Annotated in this window: 12 protein-coding genes; 11 read left to right on the top strand and 1 reads right to left on the bottom strand. The window is 35.7% G+C overall.

Annotation, left to right across the window (positions count from 1 at the left end; all coding sequences use genetic code 11):
• The first annotated feature begins 2 nt into the window (after positions 1-2).
• The 5 genes from AAEO57_RS07260 (at position 3) to AAEO57_RS07240 (ending at position 8,078) form a co-directional block, all read left to right on the top strand.
• Positions 3-335, top strand: coding sequence for an L-rhamnose mutarotase (locus AAEO57_RS07260; protein WP_341691067.1), 333 nt, complete (start codon positions 3-5; stop codon positions 333-335).
• Positions 336-362: 27 nt separating this feature from the next.
• Complete coding sequence (locus tag AAEO57_RS07255; RefSeq protein ID WP_341691065.1) at positions 363-1,343, top strand: M20/M25/M40 family metallo-hydrolase; 981 nt, start codon at positions 363-365, stop codon at positions 1,341-1,343.
• 435 nt (positions 1,344-1,778) lie between these two features.
• A complete protein-coding gene (locus AAEO57_RS07250; protein WP_341691063.1) occupies positions 1,779-4,772 on the top strand; it encodes a SusC/RagA family TonB-linked outer membrane protein in 2,994 nt (997 codons plus the stop codon).
• 11 nt (positions 4,773-4,783) lie between these two features.
• The gene (locus AAEO57_RS07245) at positions 4,784-6,391 is read left to right on the top strand and encodes a RagB/SusD family nutrient uptake outer membrane protein (RefSeq protein WP_341691061.1); all 1,608 of its coding nucleotides are present in this window, start codon (positions 4,784-4,786) and stop codon (positions 6,389-6,391) included.
• A gap of 94 nt (positions 6,392-6,485) precedes the next feature.
• Entirely contained in the window at positions 6,486-8,078 is a 1,593-nt protein-coding gene (locus AAEO57_RS07240; RefSeq protein ID WP_341691059.1) for a M61 family metallopeptidase, read from the top strand.
• Between the two features lie 230 nt (positions 8,079-8,308).
• Here the strand turns inward: AAEO57_RS07240 and AAEO57_RS07235 are convergent, their stop codons facing one another.
• The gene (locus AAEO57_RS07235; RefSeq protein ID WP_163409869.1) at positions 8,309-9,151 is read right to left on the bottom strand and encodes an AraC family transcriptional regulator; all 843 of its coding nucleotides are present in this window, start codon (positions 9,149-9,151) and stop codon (positions 8,309-8,311) included.
• 138 nt (positions 9,152-9,289) lie between these two features.
• Here AAEO57_RS07235 and AAEO57_RS07230 point away from each other — a divergent pair, with 138 nt between their 5' ends.
• The 6 genes from AAEO57_RS07230 to AAEO57_RS07205 all read left to right on the top strand — a co-directional run bounded on the left by AAEO57_RS07230 (position 9,290) and on the right by AAEO57_RS07205 (position 18,224).
• Entirely contained in the window at positions 9,290-10,204 is a 915-nt protein-coding gene (locus AAEO57_RS07230) for a dihydrodipicolinate synthase family protein (protein WP_341691055.1), read from the top strand.
• A 20-nt stretch (positions 10,205-10,224) separates the two neighbouring features.
• Entirely contained in the window at positions 10,225-11,793 is a 1,569-nt protein-coding gene (locus tag AAEO57_RS07225) for an aldehyde dehydrogenase (NADP(+)) (RefSeq protein ID WP_341691053.1), read from the top strand.
• A gap of 3 nt (positions 11,794-11,796) precedes the next feature.
• Positions 11,797-12,807, top strand: a complete 1,011-nt coding sequence (locus tag AAEO57_RS07220) for a 4-hydroxyproline epimerase (protein ID WP_341691051.1) — start codon at positions 11,797-11,799, stop codon at positions 12,805-12,807.
• Positions 12,808-12,870: 63 nt separating this feature from the next.
• Positions 12,871-14,106, top strand: coding sequence for an NAD(P)/FAD-dependent oxidoreductase (locus tag AAEO57_RS07215; protein WP_341691049.1), 1,236 nt, complete (start codon positions 12,871-12,873; stop codon positions 14,104-14,106).
• 292 nt (positions 14,107-14,398) lie between these two features.
• Complete coding sequence (locus tag AAEO57_RS07210; protein ID WP_341691046.1) at positions 14,399-15,814, top strand: APC family permease; 1,416 nt, start codon at positions 14,399-14,401, stop codon at positions 15,812-15,814.
• A 160-nt stretch (positions 15,815-15,974) separates the two neighbouring features.
• The gene (locus tag AAEO57_RS07205; protein WP_341691044.1) at positions 15,975-18,224 is read left to right on the top strand and encodes a S9 family peptidase; all 2,250 of its coding nucleotides are present in this window, start codon (positions 15,975-15,977) and stop codon (positions 18,222-18,224) included.
• The last annotated feature ends 44 nt before the right edge of the window (positions 18,225-18,268 follow it).

Below are 18,268 nucleotides of genomic sequence, written 5' to 3'. Positions count from 1 at the left end.
AGATGCAAAAATATTGTCTTGCCTTAGATTTAAATAACGATCCGGTTTTAATTGCTGAATATATTGAATTTCATAAAAATGTCTGGCCTGAAATACAGAAAAGTATAACAGATTCTGGAATTATCAATCTTGAAATTTATAATATTGGAGATCGTTTGTTCATGATTATAGAGGCCAATTCTAACTTTTCATTCAAAGAGAAAGAAAAACTGGATGCAGAAAATCCAAAAGTTCAGGAATGGGAAACTATAATGTGGAGATACCAAAAAGCACTGCCTCAGGCTAAAGAAGGAGAAAAATGGATTTTAATGGATAAAATTTTCGAATTGAAATAACATTTCAATTTCAATAGACAAATAATTATGAATTTTTTTCACATCATACCTATTCACATCATTTTTAACAGCTTATTATTTTTAGGTATTAATACGTATGCCCAAAACAATAATATGACCCAAACATTTTATGAACATGATAAATACCTTTCTTCGGATAAATTAGAAGGACGTTTTCCGGGAACCAAAGGCAATAATGAAGCTGCGGCTTATATCAAAAAGTATTTTAAAAAATACGGATTAAAAAAATTTGATAACAATTATTATCAGCCTTTTACACTTTTTGTGAAAGAAGGAATAAACAAGATGAAATCAGATAGTGTTTCGACTCAAAATGTTTTAGGATATCTTGAAGGTTTTGATGAAAAACTTAAGAACGAATATATAGTAATAGGAGCTCATTATGATCATTGGGGATGGGGAGGACAAAACTCAGGCAGTAAAAAGAAAGAAGCTTTCGCCATTCATAACGGAGCAGATGATAATGCCTCCGGAGTTTCGGCATTACTCTGTATACTTGAGGAATTATCAAAAGCTAAAGTCAAACCTAAAAGAAGTATCATTTTTATCTCTTTTAGCGGAGAAGAGGAAGGGCTGTTAGGCTCTAAACATTTTGTGTCTCATTTGCCGGTTCAAAAAGACGCTGTAAAAGTAATGTTGAATATGGATATGGTAGGAAGGCTAAATGAAGAGAGGCAAATTTACATGGGGGGCGCCGGGACTTTTCCAAACGGATTAGAATTGATGAAGAAATTAGGAGAATGCAGTACTCTTAATCCGGTTATACATGCCGGTGAAGTGGGAGGTTCTGATCATGTCTCATTTTATAAAGCTGGTATTTCTGCTGTAGGATTTCATACCGGAGGCCATCCGCAATATCATACACCCGAAGATGACATTGAGTTAATAAATTGTGAAGGAGGCGCTTTGGTAGCTCAATATATTTATAATGCTTTAGTAGCAATTGCAAATGATCCGCAACAACTGTATTTTATTAATCAGGATTAATTAATAATGATACTTCTGGGCTTTTTTAAGTCCTTTGTAAAATTCTAAGATTATAATAGACCCACTCAATTCGAGTGGTTTTTTTGTTTTCGATATCTCGTCCTAAAAAAAAGTAATCAATATTTAAAAAGTTGAGGATTAAGCAAAAAGAAGATTCTGGATACCTGTTTTTGGCTGATACCTGTTTTAAAATTATTTAAGAAAAATATTACTATTTAATTTGCGATAAATGTTCATTTTTGTTTAAAAAAATGAACATATAATATTTTAAACATAATTTATTAAAAAATTACAGGTGATTTGTTCGTTATTGGAAATATAGTTCAAAAAACGGATAATATAGTATTATGATGTGGTAATATAAGCATTTTGGCCGACTCTCATTTAACATAACTTTACAAATGTTAAACGTACACAAACCAAACTGTTTTAATTATGAAACCAACCACACAAGTTATTAAACGCACTGTAACATCCTCTTATAGAGATAAGATGTTCTGTGCAATTTTATTTTTGTTTGTTGTTTTTAGCGCCTTTTCTCAACAGAAATACAGCGGAAAAATTACAGACGTAAATAACCTGCCTCTGCCAGGAGTGTCAGTTTTAGAGAAAAACACAACCAATGCAGTTACAACTGATTTTGATGGGAATTTTGAAATTACTACTAAAGGGAACGATGTCATATTAGTTTTTTCTTATGTAGGATTAAAAACTAAAGAACTAAAACCAGACGGCAAGACTCTTAATGTAATTTTAGAATCTGACTTAAATGAATTGACAGAAGTTGTTGTTGTAGGATACGGAACTCAAAAGAAAGAAAGAGTAACCAGTGCTATTGCAAGTATAAAAGAAAAAGATTTTACAAGAGGAGATATTAGAGATGCCTCTGATCTTATTAGAGGTAAAGTAGCAGGTTTGACCATTACTAATGGCTCCGGAGATCCTTCGGCGTCCTCAAATATTTCTTTGAGAGGAGTTTCTACTTTAAAAGGAGGGACAGGACCTTTGATATTGATTAATGGTGTGCCGGGAGGTATTGATACCGTTTCTCCAAACGATATTGCTTCTATAGATGTTTTAAAAGATGCTTCAGCTGCTGCTATTTATGGAACAAGAGGGGCAAATGGAGTAATTCTTATTACTACAAAAACTGTAAATAAAGATATACCATCAACCATTACATATTCAACATTTGCTTCTATATCTAATTTTGCGAATAAGGCTAAATTTCTGGATGCCGGTCAGCAAAGAAATTTGCGTTCTCAGGGATTCAGTATACCTTTTAAGGATGGCGGCGCCAGTACAGACTGGTTGGATGAAATATCAGGAAGCGGATTTACTCAAAATCACAATTTAGCTTTCAAAGGAGGGAATGCAAAGACCAATTATATAGTAAATCTTAATTATGTAGATCAGTCAGGAGTTTTTACGAATACATTTAATAAAGAATATAGATTTTCATTTGATGTTAATCATAGCATGTTCAATGACAAGCTGAAAGTTAATTTAAGCTTACTCAATGGGACACGAGACATGGGACTTGAAGAAGGAATCGTTGGCTATGCTTACAGACAGGCCATGATAAGAAACCCTACTGCTCCAGTATATAACGCGGACGGTACTTATGATGAGGGTAATACGGATTCTGGTAAGTTTCAATATTACAACCCCGTAGGTATTATAAATGAAACTACACAAGACAGAAATGAAACATGGCAAAGATTTACAGCCAATCTGACTCTTGATTTATTACCTGGATGGGATGCGGGAGCCATGTTTGCAATAAATAAAAATACAGGTTTGAACGGATATTCTGAAAGTAAACAACATTATTCAAATACGATTAATAAACTAAATGGGGTAGCGAGAAGGGACACTGGGACAACAGATAATGATTATATGGAATTAACAACCAAATACCATAAAAAGTTGGATAAGCATGAGTTTACAGTTTTAGGGGGTTATAGTTATCAGTATAGTGTAAATGAGGGATTTTCAGCTTCTAATTATGACTTTCCAACAGATTCTTTTTCCTATAATAATTTGGGAGCAGGTAATGCTTTGAGTGATGGAAAAGCAGGCATGGGCAGCTATAAGAACGACAATAAGTTAATCGGATTCTTTGGAAGGATTAATTATGATTTTAATGATAAATACGATTTGTTATTCAGTATCAGAAGAGAAGGTTCTTCTAAGTTTGGAGATAATTACAAATGGGGTAATTTTCCGGCGGTTTCTGCAGGATGGAGTATTAACAAAGAGTCTTTCCTAAAAGAGGTTGCCGCTGTAAATAATTTGAAATTAAGAGCAGGTTATGGAGTAACGGGAGTAATTCCAAGAGACTCATACATGTCTAAAACGTTGTATAATTATTCAGGTTATTTCTTTGATGATGGAAAATGGGTAAAAGGTTTAGTACCTGTAAGTAATCCTAATCCTGATTTACGTTGGGAAAAAACGACAGAGATAAATATAGGTCTTGATTTTGCTTTTTTAAACAATAGAATTAGTGGAAGTTTTGATGTGTATAACAAAAAAACAAGCGATATGCTGTGGGATTATGCTGTTCCGACTCCTCCATATTTATATTCCAGTATAACTGCTAATGTAGGGAAAATGGAAAACAAAGGATTTGAGTTGCTTCTTAATATTGTCCCTGTTAAAACAGAGAATTTTGTATGGAACTCTTCAATGACTTTTTCACACAATAAAAATAAGTTAACCAGTCTTTCAAATGATTTATTCCAAATTGAAGGAGATTATCTAAATTGGGGAAACACAGGAGACCCTATTTCATTTTCAACGCATAGATTAGAAGTTGGACAATCAATTGGTAATTTTTGGGGACTAAAATCGGTAGATATTACAAGTGATGGAAAATGGATAGTTGAATTGCCTGATGGTACAAGACAAACGCTTACTACTAGCATGTATAATGATAATAACAAGCAGTATTTAGGAAATGGTATACCGCAATATTATGGAGGGTGGACCAATACTTTTTCGTATAAAAAATTCGATTTGAGTATGGTATTAACAGGAGCTTTCGATTTTGAAATCCTAAATACACAGCGTATGTTTTATGAAAACCCTACAATTGCCTATAATATGTTAGATACAGCATACGATAAAGTGTATGGCAAATCTGTATTGAATTATAATCAAACCTACGTAAGTTATTATATAGAAAAAGGTGATTATGTAAAGGTGGATAATATAACCTTGTCTTATAATTTTGATGTTAAGCCTTTTAAAGTGATTAATGCAATGAGATTGTATGTGTCGGGCAATAATTTAGCCACGTTTACAAAATACAAAGGTTTAGATCCGGAGATAAAGAGAGAAGATCCTTTGTCACAAGGAATGGATAACAGAGATAAATACCCGTCTACGAGATCTTTTACTTTAGGTTTAAATGTAACTTTTTAAATTGAATCAAAATGAAAAATAAAAATATAATGTATAAAATCCTTGTTTCCGGCTTGATTCTTTTAGGAACAGGATGTACCAATTTAGATGAGACTGTTTATGATAAAGTGGTTGCAGAGGATACTAAATTTACTAAAGACGATTTAAATAGTATTGTTGCTCCGGCTTACAATTCGTTTAGACAAATTTATGCAGATTGGGATGCTGCTTTTAACCTGTATGAAGATTCGTCAGATTTGATGGTAACACCGCAAAGGAATGGTATCGGCTGGGGCGATTATTACATTACCATGCACCAGCATACTTATGAGGCTCCGCTTCCTCATGCAGAGGGGAACTGGTTTTATTTATTTAATGGTGTAAATAATGTCAATAAAGCTATTTTTCAGATAGAACAAATACCGGATCTTGAGAATAAAGAAGCTATTTTTCAGGAATTGAGAGCTTTAAGAGCGATTTATTATTACTTGTTATTAGATAATTTTAGAAATGTGCCTATTGTAACTAAATATGATTTCCCAAAAGGATATTTACCTACTCAAAATACAGGAAAAGAAGTATATGATTTTGTAGAAAGTGAACTTAAAACAGCCTTACCTTATTTAAGTGAAAAGACTGACGGATCTACTTATGGAAAAATTACAAAGTGGGCTGTTAAAATGACTTTAGCAAAATTATATTTGAATGCAGAGGTGTATATAGGTACGCCTAAATGGGACGAAGCTTTGGCTCAGGCTGATGATGTCATAAAAAATGGCGGTTTTTCATTATGTACAAACTACCTGGATAATTTTAAAATAAAAAATGAAACCTCGCCAGAAGAGATATTATCTATTCCTTTTGATCAGATTAAAGCTCCAGGAACAAGCTGGCCGTTCAGAACACTGGCAGCCCCAAGTCAGGCAACTTACGAATTGGCCGGAGGGCCTTGGAATGGGACTGGTGGGATACCTCAGTTTATAGATACCTATGACCCGGATGATCAAAGGCTAAAAGACTGTTGGTTAGGCGGAAAACAGTTTACGAGTAAAGGTGAACCAATAATGGTAAATGGGACACAATTTGAGTATATTAATTATATGACAGATGTTAATGGTTGTGAACCGAATGAAGGTTTCAGAATGGTCAAATATGAAATCGGTACAGGTGAAGTTGCTCAATCAAGTAATGATGTTCCATTTTACAGATTGACTGATGCCATGATGATAAAGGCTGAATGTTTATTAAGAACGGGTGATGCTGCCGGAGCAGCTGCAATTGTTACCCAGATTAGACAGAGAAATTTTAAAAATACGAATCCGGCCAAAGCTACTGTTACAGGAGCGAAACTTTTAGGAGGAAGTGTTTATAAATACGGTACTTATAAGGCAGGAGTAATTACAAATTACGAAGGAGGAGACGATATTAAATATGGCGGTTTTCTTGATGAATTAGCTTGGGAATTTGTTGGTGAAGCTCATAGAAAACAAGATTTAATTCGATTTGGTGTATTTTCAACAAAATCATGGTTTTCAAACAAAGCGAATCCTGATGGCGCTTTCAGAGCTATTCTTCCAATACCACAGGTTCAATTGGAAAGAAATAGTAATTTAAAACAAAATCCGGGATACCTGCCATAAATATAAAAGCATTATAGTTGGTTGCTTGTAATTAGTAAGTGTGTGAAAAGCTATTCCTTTTAGGGATGGCTTTTCATTTTAAAGTAATATCATTATGAAATATAAAATAGAGATCATAAAAATTTGTTTTTGCCTGATTGTTTTTCAAATCGCAATTTCATGTAAAACAGGAAGTAAAACAGTCAATGCAGAGATAAAACAAAATTATTCAGTTTCTTTTAAAGACCCTGAATCTCATTATCTCGAAGTAGTTTTAGATTTTGATCAGCTAAAAACGAAACAAACCAATTTAGTGCTTCCGGTCTGGACACCGGGATATTATCTGATATTGGATACACCTCGTTATATTGTAGATTTTGATGTCACAGATGTTAATGGAAGCAAAATCAAATGGAGCAAAAAGTCTAAAAACTGCTGGGTTGTCGAGAACGGGGAAAATGCTAAAATAACCGTCAAATACCGCGTTTTTGCCAACAAAAAATCGGTTGCAGAATCTTATGTCGATTCAGAAAAAGCGTTTTTAATGCCCAATACGATTTTTATGCACGTAGAAAATTTGCTTGAGAATCCGGTAAAACTGACTGTGAATCCATACAAAAACTGGAAGAAAGTTTCAACCGGATTAAAACCAATTAATGAAAGCGGTTTCACTTTTACAGCAAAAAATGTGGATATTTTTTACGACAGTCCAATTTACCTGGGCAATCAAAAAGTAATCAATTTTGAACATGAAGGGAAATCATATTCTTTAGGAATTACAACTCCACAAGGATTGAACGAAGAAAAATTTACATCAGATCTGAAAAAAATAATGACAGCAACAACGGCTATCATGAAAAAAGTGCCTTACGATTATTACAGCTACATCATGATGGAAGCGGGTGGAGGCGGTCTTGAACATTGGAATTCACAGGCTATATTCACCAATGGAACTTTCGATTTTAAATCGGATGAAGAATATACCGATTTTCTAAATTTTGTAACGCACGAATACTTTCATCTTTATAATGTAAAAGCAATTCGTCCGATTGAATTAGGTCCTTTCGATTATAACAAAGAAAACTATACTTCAATGTTATGGGTTTCTGAAGGTTTTACGGTGTATTACGAATACATTATTATGATGAAAGCAGGTTTACTTAATGGCAATGAAGCTTTAAAGTATATTACAGAATCCATAAAACGATACGAAAATATTGAAGGAAATAAACACATGTCTTTAGCCCGATCCAGTTTTGATATCTGGTTGAATTTTTTTAATCGTGAAAGTAATGCACAGCAAACAACTATATCGTATTACAACAAAGGTCCAATCATTGGCTTTTTGTTAGATCTGGAAATCAGGAACAATACGCAAAACCAAAAATCCTTAGATGATGTGATGCGTTTTTTATACAATGAATATTATGAAAAGAAAGGAAGAGGATTTACAGAAGCCGAATTTTGGCAGGTTGCAGAACAGATTGCAGGAAAATCTTTAGTAGAAATAAAAGATTATGTAAATACAACAACTGAAATAGATTATCCAAAATATTTAAACTACGCAGGGCTTCAAATCGATTTGAGTCCGATAAATACTTCTGCTAATAAAGAAAATGTAATCGAAAGAAGTTTTGAGATAAAGGAATTACCTGAAGCCTCGGGTTTACAATTACAAATTAGAAAATCGATTTTTAAAATCGATTGAAAAAAATAGTTTGATTATAAAAGCATAAAATCTGGAGTAAAACAGTATTTATAACTTAAGGAAATTGGTGTCATCCTGAGCGGAATCGAAGGCTTTTGTACACGAAGGGGCTTCGACTCCGCTTAGCCTGACACTATTTTTAATTTCACCCAACGGGTTATTTTTTAAATTTAAAGACACAGATTAAGGAATTAAAATAAAATCTGCCGAATCTGCGAGCTTAAAAAAACTTAAAACTGTGCACGATAATGTGAAGGCGAAATCCCTTTCAGTTCCTTAAACTTTCTGTTGAAATTGGCAATATCCTGAAATCCGCACTGCTCGGATATAGAAGCTATTGAAAGGTCTTTTTTATGATGCAGCAATTTACAGGCATTTTCAATCCTGATTTCAATCAGAAACTCAAAAAAGGTTTTATTGGTGCGCTTTTTAAAATAACGGCAAAAGGCATTTTTACTCATATTGGCCTTATTTGCTACTTCTTCCAGCGTAATGTTCTGATGAAAATATTCAATAGCATATTCAAAAACGGCACTCATTCTTCGACCTTCATCATCCGTATATTTTTTCTTGTAGACAAAAGATGAAAGAGGCGTTTTTTCAGAAGAAATAATAATGTTTATGATTTTTAAGAAAGAAGCAATACGCTGTATTTTATTCTGCTTTTTCAGTTTAAGAAAATGATGCACTATTTTCTTATGGTTCGAAAGGATTTTCATTCCGTATTCAGATTCCTTAAAAAAGTCATCCACACTGCTCATATCATTAAGGGCAAAAAAATCTTTTCCGAAAGAAGTTTTTGTAAAGAACAGTGTCAGCATTACAGATTCGGGACTTGCTTCGATATTGCTTCTGAAAACATGCGGCAGGTTTTCGCCCAGGACTAAAATATCCCCTTCGTTATAATCATTTATAGAATCTCCCACGATGAGTGTTCCGGCACCTTTTAAAATATAACTGATCTGAATTTCTTCATGCTGATGCAGCTGGTCATAAAAAACACGCTCAATATCCTCCTGATAAATCAGGGCTTCTTTCTCTGTTTTTGGTATTTTAAATGGTAAGATTTTCAAAGGATTGTTTTTTTGTTATGTAAATATTATCAAAAAAATCAGATTATACAATAGATGGGGTAATATAGTCCTGATATAAGCTAATAATGACAAAGATGCCTCTTTGAATAAGTTTTATTTTTGATAAAAATTAAGAATATGAAAATAAAATGGGAAGGCGTAATGCCAGCTGTAACGACTAAGTTTACAGATAAAGGTCAACTGGACCTCGTAATGTTCGAAAAAAACATTAAAGCACAAATTGATGCCGGAGTTAATGGAATTATCTTAGGCGGAACTCTAGGAGAAGCCAGTACATTAACCAAAGACGAAAAAGAGGTTTTAATTACTACAACTTTAAATTTAGTCGAAGGAAAAATTCCCGTTATAGTAAATATTGCGGAGCAAAGTACCAGTGAGGCCGTTACTTTGGCAAAACGTGCACAGGAATTAGGCGTAAACGGTTTAATGCTGCTGCCTCCTATGCGTTACAAAGCAACAGATTATGAAACGGTTGTTTATTTTAAGGAAATTGCAGAAAGTGTTTCATTACCTATTATGATTTACAACAATCCTGTAGATTATAAAATTGAAGTAACACTGGATATGTTTGAAGAGCTTTTGAAACTCGATAATATTGAGGCTGTAAAAGAATCTACAAGGGATATCAGCAATGTAATCCGAATCAGAAACCGTTTTGGAAACCGATTAAAAGTGCTTTGTGGTGTTGATACTTTAGCACTGGAAAGTTTAGTAACCGGAGCTGACGGATGGGTTGCAGGTTTAGTGGCAGCATATCCTGAAGAAACGGTAGCGATTTATAAACTGGTAAAAGCAGGAAGAGTTGAAGAAGCAGTAGCCATTTACAGATGGTTTATGCCATTGTTGGAACTGGATATTTCACCGCAATTGGTTCAAAACATAAAACTGGCAGAAGTAGCAACAGGACTTGGTACAGAAAACGTAAGAGCACCCAGACTTCCTTTGCAGGGAGCAGACAGAGAGCGAGTTTTGGCAATCATTGAAGATGCAATGAAAAACAGACCGGCTTTACCAGATTACAAAAATATTTAATTAAATTTTAAACGAAAGCGATGACAACAGGTAAAAATTATATTGGAGACTTGCTTTCCGCAAAAGGAAAAACAACGTTTAAAACCATAAATCCGGAACTGAATTCGGAAAATGAAACGGTTTTTTACGAAGCTTCTGAGGATGAAATTTGTCAGGCAGCAGTTTTAGCCGAAGAAGCTTTTAAAACATATTCGACCATTGCAGACACCAAAAAAGCTGAATTTCTGGAAGCTATTGCAGATGAAATTGAAGCTTTAGGCGATGTTTTATTAACGACTTATATTCAGGAATCCGGTCTTCCCGCCGGAAGGGCCAATGGAGAACGCGCCAGAACAACCGGACAGTTAAGAGCTTTTGCTACGATGCTGAAAGAAGGTTCCTGGGTAGAGGCCATCATCAATAAAACAGAAGGCAAACCTGATATTCGAAGAATTCAGATTCCAATTGGCCCTGTAGTGGTTTTTGGAGCCAGTAATTTTCCGCTTGCGTTTTCTACTGCCGGCGGAGATACAGCTAGTGCTTTGGCAGCCGGTTGTCCTGTAATTGTAAAATCACATCCGCTTCATGCGGGAACTGGAGAATTAGTAGCTTCGGCTATTATAAAAGCTGTCCAGAAAACCGGAATGCCAAATGGTGTTTTTTCTAATCTGAACAGCAGTGGAATTGAAGTTGGAAAAGCGTTGGCAGAACATCCGTCAGTAAAAGCGGTTGGTTTTACAGGAAGCATAAAAGGAGGTACGGCACTTTGTAAAATCGCCGCCAACAGACCTGTTCCGATTCCGGTTTACGCCGAAATGGGAAGTATAAATCCGGTATTGATTTTACCTTCGGCTTTAAAATCAGAAGGTGAAAAATGGGCGGTAAATTACGCTGCATCGATCACAGCCGGCACTGGTCAGTTTTGTACGAATCCGGGACTTATTTTAGGTATAAAAAGTAAGGAATTGGATGATTTTATTACTATTTTAGCTTTAGAGACAGACAAATTAGACCCGACCTGCATGTTACATCCGAACATAAAAAGTCAGTACGAAAGTCTTAAATCAGAAGTTCTTGAACAAGAAGGATATACCAAAAAAACTATTGCAGAAAAAGAGACAAAACCCAATTATGCCCTGCAAAGTATCATAACGGTTGACGGGACTACTTTTTTGAAAAACAGAACATTTCATAAAGAAGTTTTTGGCCCTTTTTCTGTTGTAGTCAAATGCGATGATATTCAACAGTTAAATGAAATTATTCTCGATCTCGAAGGGCAGCTTACAGGAACCGTTTTAAATTCGGATATAAAAGAATACGAAGATTTCAAAGAAGTAATCGAAAATCTTAAAAACAAAGTAGGCCGATTAATTTTTAATAATGTACCGACGGGAGTTGAGGTTTGTTCCGGAATGACACATGGCGGGCCGTTTCCTGCAAGTTCCGACAGTAAATTTACATCGGTAGGATTAACAGCTGTAAAAAGATGGGTACGTCCTGTAACGTATCAGGACTGGCCGGATCAGTTATTGCCGAAAGCGTTACAGGATAAAAATCCGTTGAGCATTAACAGAATAGTAAACGACATAGTAACCCAGAATCCTATTTAATATATGCCTAGAAAAACATTTTTTTGCGTTGATGCACATACTTGCGGAAATCCGGTAAGAGTGGTTGCCGGCGGAGGCCCTAACCTTGTTGGAAACAACATGAGCGAAAAGCGCCAGCATTTTTTAAAAGAATACGACTGGATTCGCAAAGGACTTATGTTTGAACCGAGGGGGCATGACATGATGAGCGGTAGTATTTTGTATCCGCCAAGCAATCCTGAAAATGATTTCGGAATTTTATTCATCGAGACTTCCGGCTGTCTGCCCATGTGCGGCCACGGAACTATCGGAACCATAACCATCGCCATCGAAGAAGGATTGGTTGTGCCTAAAATTCCCGGTAAAATAAAAATGGAAGCGCCTGCAGGTTTGGTTCAGATTGAATACCAGCAAACCGGAAAAAAGGTAGACTGGGTTCGTTTGACGAATGTAAAATCATATTTAGCCGCTGAAGGCCTTACCATTGATTGTCCGGAATTGGGCGAAATTGTTTTTGATGTGGCGTATGGAGGAAATTACTACGCTATTGTCGATCCGCAAAAGAATTTTTCTGGCGTTCAGGATTTTACAGCTGGTAAAATTGTGCAGTACAGCCAGGAAGTCCGTAAACGTATCAACGAAAAATATCCAAATCTTTTCATCCATCCCGAGAATGATACGATTCGGGATGTGAGTCATATGCTGTGGACAGGCGACCCGATTGACCCAACATCCTCTGGAAGAAATGCTGTTTTTTATGGGGATAAAGCCATTGACCGTTCTCCTTGTGGTACCGGAACTTCAGCCAGAATCGCACAGCTTCATGCCAAAGGAAAACTGAAAAAAGGAGAAGATTATATTCACGAAAGTTTTATAGGAAGCAAATTTATTGGAAGAGTCGAAGAAGAAACATCCATAGGCGATATAAAAGCCATCGTACCAAGTATTCAGGGTTGGGCAAAAGTGTATGGTTACAACAATATAATCATTGATGAAGATGATGATCCTTATGCCTTTGGATTTCAGGTAATTTAAAAAGAAACTATAATTCAGCGGTTAACAAAAATCTTGTCGCCAAATTTTAAATTTAGAATCATAATGAAAAAAGTAAGTATAATTGGCGGGGGAATAATAGGCTTATGTTCGGCTTATTATTTAGCTAAAGAAGGTTATGAAGTAGTGGTTTTTGATAAATCTGATATGAATGACGGCTGCTCTTACGGAAATGCCGGAATGATTGTGCCTTCACATATTATTCCGCTAGCCCAGCCGGGAATGATTGCTCAGGGAATAAAATGGATGTTTGATAGCCACAGTCCGTTCTATGTAAAGCCCCGATTAAATGCAGATTTAATGAAATGGGGACTACAGTTTTATAAACATGCAAACCTGAAACATGTCGAAAAAGCAATGCCCGCACTATGTGATTTATCACTTTTGAGTAAAGAACTGTATCAGGATTTTGCTAAAGAAAGCAATTCTTTTTTTTATGAAGAAAAAGGCCTTCTGATGCTTTATAAAACAGATAAAACCGCCGAAGAAATTCATCATGAGGGAAAACTGGCCGAAGCATTAGGATTAGAAGTTGATTTTCTTTCCAAAGAAGAAGTTTCAAAATTAGAAAAAGGCACGGCAACGAATGTAATTGGTGGTGTTCATTATAAAAGTGACGCCCATATTTATCCACAAAAATTCATGCAGTTTATCAAAGATGAACTGAACAGACTGAAAGTGAAAATTCATTCGCAGACCACTGTAAATAATTTTGTTGTAAAGAATAATGCTGTTGCAGAAATTGTAACTGATACAGGTACTTTTACAACAGACGAAATAGTTTTGGCAACCGGTTCATGGAGTCCTGAAATTGCTAAAAAACTAAATGTAAATATTTCAATCCTGCCTGGAAAAGGATACAGTTTCACCTTAAAAGATCAAAATCATAAGCCCTCAGTTCCATCTATTTTATGCGAAGGGAAAGTGGCTGTAACACCAATGAATACTGATATTCGTTTTGGAGGCACAATGGAGATTACGCATACAAAAGATACTAAAATCAATCAGAACAGGTTACAGGGAATTGTAAATTCAATAAACGATTTCTACCCGGATTTAAAAATCGAAATGCCAAAAGAAGAAGACACCTGGTTCGGATTCAGGCCTTGTACGCCTTCGGGAATGCCTATAATCGCCAGAGACAAAAAACTTAAAAATTTAACGGTGGTTACGGGACATGCCATGATGGGACTAAGTCTGGCGCCTGCAACCGGAAAAATAGTATCGGAGATTATTTCTGAAAAACCAACTTCTGTCGATACACAAATGTTTCAACTCTAAAAAAAATCAGCTTCATCTTATGTTAAAATGAAGCTGATTTTTTTTTAATAATGCTAAGTAACAAACATAGTATAATGTCATATTTTAAAATTAAATCAAAAGAGATAAAATGTTGATATTCAAATATTATCAACAATGTTGCTTCTTTTGACTTTATGACTTTTAAACTTTCGACTTACTTATTTTGATTTTAAATTATGGATCGAAAGAAGTTCTGAATCCTAACCAGGTTTAGAATTTGTGATATTTTAAAATCACCAAACAAACAAAAAACAAACAAACAAACCAAAAAATGAAAGACAATAACCAGGAAGAATTTAAAAAAGAACTCGGTCTTCTCGACGGAACCATGCTCGTGGTAGGTTCCATGATAGGCTCCGGAATATTTATTGTTAGTGCCGATATCGCCAGACAGGTAGGCTCAACGGGATGGCTCATACTGATATGGCTGATTTCGGGATTAATTACCATGATTGCAGCGATTAGTTACGGCGAGTTAAGTGCGATGTTTCCTAATGCCGGCGGTCAGTATGTGTATTTAAAAGAAGCATACAATAAATTAACAGCCTTCCTCTATGGCTGGAGTTTTTTTGCAGTCATTCAAACTGGAACGATTGCGGCAGTTGGTGTCGCATTTTCAAAATTTACAGCTTATTTAATTCCGGTAGTGGGTGATGAAAATATCTTGTACGAAATCGGTAGTTTTAAACTTAATACAGCACAAATTGTTTCGATAGTAATTGTTATTTTTCTGACGTATCTGAATACCAAAGGTGTCAAAAACAGTAAAATTCTGCAGACGATTTTAACCATTATAAAAATTCTGTCTATTTCAGGACTTATTATCTTCGGATTTACATTAGCAGCAAAATCTTCCGTTTGGAACGCCAACTGGGCAGATGCCTGGACGCCGCGCTCTTTTAATACCGAAAACGGTTCGTGGTTTCCAATTGGAACAACAGCTTTGATTTCGGGAATTTCGGCAGCGATGGTTGGAACTTTATTCTCAAGTGATTCCTGGACTGGCGTAACTTTTATTGCAGGGGAAATTAAAAATCCGAAACGAAATGTGGGTCTGAGCATGTTTTTAGGAACATTGATTGTAACCATTATTTATGTACTGACAAACCTGATGTATGTAGCTGTTATTCCGCTTAACGAAATTGCCGGCGCAAAATCCGACAGGGTAGCAGTAGTCGCTTCGCAATATATTTTTGGAGACATCGGAACATTCATCATAGCACTCATGATTATGATTTCGACATTCGCCTGCAACAACGGATTAATCATGGCAGGAGCGAGAGTGTATTATACAATGGCAAACGACGGTTTGTTTTTCAAAAAAGCAGCAAAACTTAACAACGCCAGCGTTCCCGAATGGGCACTTTGGGCACAATGCATTTGGGCGTGTGTATTATGCCTTACGGGAAAATATGGTGATTTATTAGATTTCGTCATTATCATCGTACTTATTTTTTATATCCTGACGATTTACGGAATAATTATTCTTCGAAAGAAAAAACCGGATGCTGTCCGTCCCTACAAAGCTGTCGGATATCCTTATTTACCATGGTTGTATATCATAATTGCTTCTGCAGTTGCTGTTTCATTATTGTTTACAAAAGTATCAACCTGTGGCTGGGGCGTTTTAATTATGCTGATTGGTATTCCGGTCTATTATTTAATTAAAGAAAAAGAAACTCTTTAGGTCTCCGAATAATGAGCTTCTAATTGGCTTTTAGTTATTAGTGTTTAATAACTGCTTTTTTCTCAAATCTTACTTTGGGTGGGTAATATTGTATTACTATGTGTTAATATTAACTCAGTCGGCTCAATAATTATTAATTATTTTTATTGATATGAAAATTATGAAGACAACGAATAAAAAAATAAGTGTCCTTTTAACGCTTTCATGGTGTTTGGTCAGCTATGCCCAGGGCACACTGAAAGAGTACAAGAAAGCAATTGCTGTAGATTCTTTATTTAAAAATAAGGTCATCAACAGTCCAAAAGAATTTCACTGGATTGGAAATGATTATGTATGGTACAGTAATAATATTAAAAAAGGCAAAGAATTTCTTTTGGTGGATACCAAACAGCAGAAACAATCCGCAGCATTTGATCATACTCTTTTTGTGGAGTCTTTATCAAAATTTTTAAAAAAGGAAGTAAAAGCAAAAGACTTGCCTATAGAAAATCTGGAGTTTGATAAAACCTTGTCAACTCTTGTTTTTACCACAGATACAGTAAAAATTTCCTGTAATTTAAAAACGTACGAACTCACTAAAATTGGCGCTTATAAAAAGCCTTTAAGAAATAATGACTATTGGGGCGGAAGTTTTGATGAACTGGGAAATAAACCAGTAGGTTCTCCGGATTCTTTGTATGTGGCTTTCATCAAAAATTACAATTTGTATATAAAAGATAAAAAGACCAAAACAGAAACCCAATTGAGTTATGATGGCTCCAAAGGATTTTACTATTCATCTTATCTGCAATGGTCGCCGGACAGCAGGAAAATTATGGCCTATAAAGTCAGACCGGGCGAAGAACATAAAATCTATTTTGTAGAATCGAGCCCAAAAGATCAGTTTCAGCCAAAATTACAAACGAGAGAATATTTAAAACCCGGAGATCAGCTGCCATTCAAAAGTCCGCAGTTGTTTGATGTGGCTTCGAAAAAACAAATTGCAGTTGCAACCGATTTATTTCAGCAGCAATACGATCTTTCAGAAATAGAATGGAAAGATGACAGCAGCGTTTTTACTTTTGAATACAATCAGCGTGGGCATCAGGTGTATCGTGTTCTGGAAGTAAATGCGACAACTGGAAAAGTAAGGGTAATTATCGAAGAAACCAGTCCGACTTTTGTAGAATACAGCGGAAAAAGATTTCGTCATAATAGTAAAAAAAGCAATGAAATCATCTGGGCTTCGGAGCGTGACGGCTGGAATCATTTGTATTTGTATGATGCGGTTACAGGAAAAGTAAAAAATCAGATTACAAAAGGCAATTGGCCGGTTCGTGGAGTGATTAAAGTAGACGAAGAAAACAGACAGATCTATTTTACAGCAAGTGGTTTAGACAACGATCAGGATCCATATCTGCTTCATTTTTGCCGAATTGACTTTAACGGAAAAAACTTTAAACGATTAACCACCGAAAACGGAAATCATAAAGTAACCTTTTCAGAGGATTATAAATATTATGTCGATCAGTATTCAAGGGTAGATTTGCCTCCGGTTACGGTTTTAAAAAGTACAGATACTCAAAAAGCAGTTTTAGCAATGCAGCAGGCAGATATTTCAGAACTGCAGCAAACAGGCTGGACAGCACCGGAAGTTTTTTCAGCCAAAGGAAGAGACGGCAAAACAGATATTTGGGGCGTTATCGTGCGTCCGACTACTTTTGATCCGAATCGTAAATATCCGGTTATCGAATACATATACGCTGGACCGCAGGATTCATTTGTCCCAAAGAATTTTCAACCGTATTACTGGGCGATGTCATCTCTGGCAGAATTAGGATTTATTGTGGTTCAGATTGACGGAATGGGAACGTCAAATCGCTCTAAAGCTTTTCATGATGTGTGCTGGAAAAATTTAAAAGACGGAGGTTTCCCCGACAGAAAACTTTGGATGAAAGCAGCAGCAGCAAAATATCCTTATATGAATATTGATAAAGTAGGTATTCACGGAACATCAGCCGGCGGGCAAAATGCGGGAGCAGCCTTAGTTTTTAATTCTGATTTTTATGATGTTGCCGTTTCATCATGCGGATGTCACGATAATCGGATGGATAAAATGTGGTGGAACGAACAATGGATGGGTTATCCAATTGGACCAGAATATGAAGCTTGTTCGAATACAGCAAATGCCGCACAATTAAAAGGAAACTTAATGCTGATTCTCGGTGAACTTGATGATAATGTAGATCCGGCATCAACCATGCAGTTTGCAAATGCTTTGATAAAAGCTAATAAAAATTTTGAATTAGTAACTGTTCCCGGAATGGGGCATTCTGCAGGAGGAGATTACGGCGAACGCAAACGCAGAGACTATTTTGTTCAGCATTTGTTGGGCGTTACACCGCCGACCTGGGAAGAAATTTATAATTAGAAAATCTCTGGAAAGAAGAAAAATAAAGGATTTTTAAATCGGAA

This window comes from Flavobacterium calami (assembly GCF_038290035.1).
Lineage (GTDB): Bacteria > Bacteroidota > Bacteroidia > Flavobacteriales > Flavobacteriaceae > Flavobacterium > Flavobacterium calami.
This window is presented reverse-complemented; position numbering and strand designations above follow the sequence as displayed.

Bases quoted from the DNA above. Each gene is read 5' to 3' on its own strand.
- AAEO57_RS07210 (WP_341691046.1), top strand. From the start codon at position 14,399: ATGAAAGACAATAACCAGGAAGAATTTAAAAAAGAACTCGGTCTTCTC.
- AAEO57_RS07225 (WP_341691053.1), top strand. From the start codon at position 10,225: ATGACAACAGGTAAAAATTATATTGGAGACTTGCTTTCCGCAAAAGGA.
- AAEO57_RS07245 (WP_341691061.1), top strand. From the start codon at position 4,784: ATGAAAAATAAAAATATAATGTATAAAATCCTTGTTTCCGGCTTGATT.
- AAEO57_RS07230 (WP_341691055.1), top strand. From the start codon at position 9,290: ATGAAAATAAAATGGGAAGGCGTAATGCCAGCTGTAACGACTAAGTTT.
- AAEO57_RS07255 (WP_341691065.1), top strand. From the start codon at position 363: ATGAATTTTTTTCACATCATACCTATTCACATCATTTTTAACAGCTTA.
- AAEO57_RS07220 (WP_341691051.1), top strand. From the start codon at position 11,797: ATGCCTAGAAAAACATTTTTTTGCGTTGATGCACATACTTGCGGAAAT.
- AAEO57_RS07205 (WP_341691044.1), top strand. From the start codon at position 15,975: ATGAAGACAACGAATAAAAAAATAAGTGTCCTTTTAACGCTTTCATGG.
- AAEO57_RS07215 (WP_341691049.1), top strand. From the start codon at position 12,871: ATGAAAAAAGTAAGTATAATTGGCGGGGGAATAATAGGCTTATGTTCG.
- AAEO57_RS07240 (WP_341691059.1), top strand. From the start codon at position 6,486: ATGAAATATAAAATAGAGATCATAAAAATTTGTTTTTGCCTGATTGTT.
- AAEO57_RS07260 (WP_341691067.1), top strand. From the start codon at position 3: ATGCAAAAATATTGTCTTGCCTTAGATTTAAATAACGATCCGGTTTTA.
- AAEO57_RS07250 (WP_341691063.1), top strand. From the start codon at position 1,779: ATGAAACCAACCACACAAGTTATTAAACGCACTGTAACATCCTCTTAT.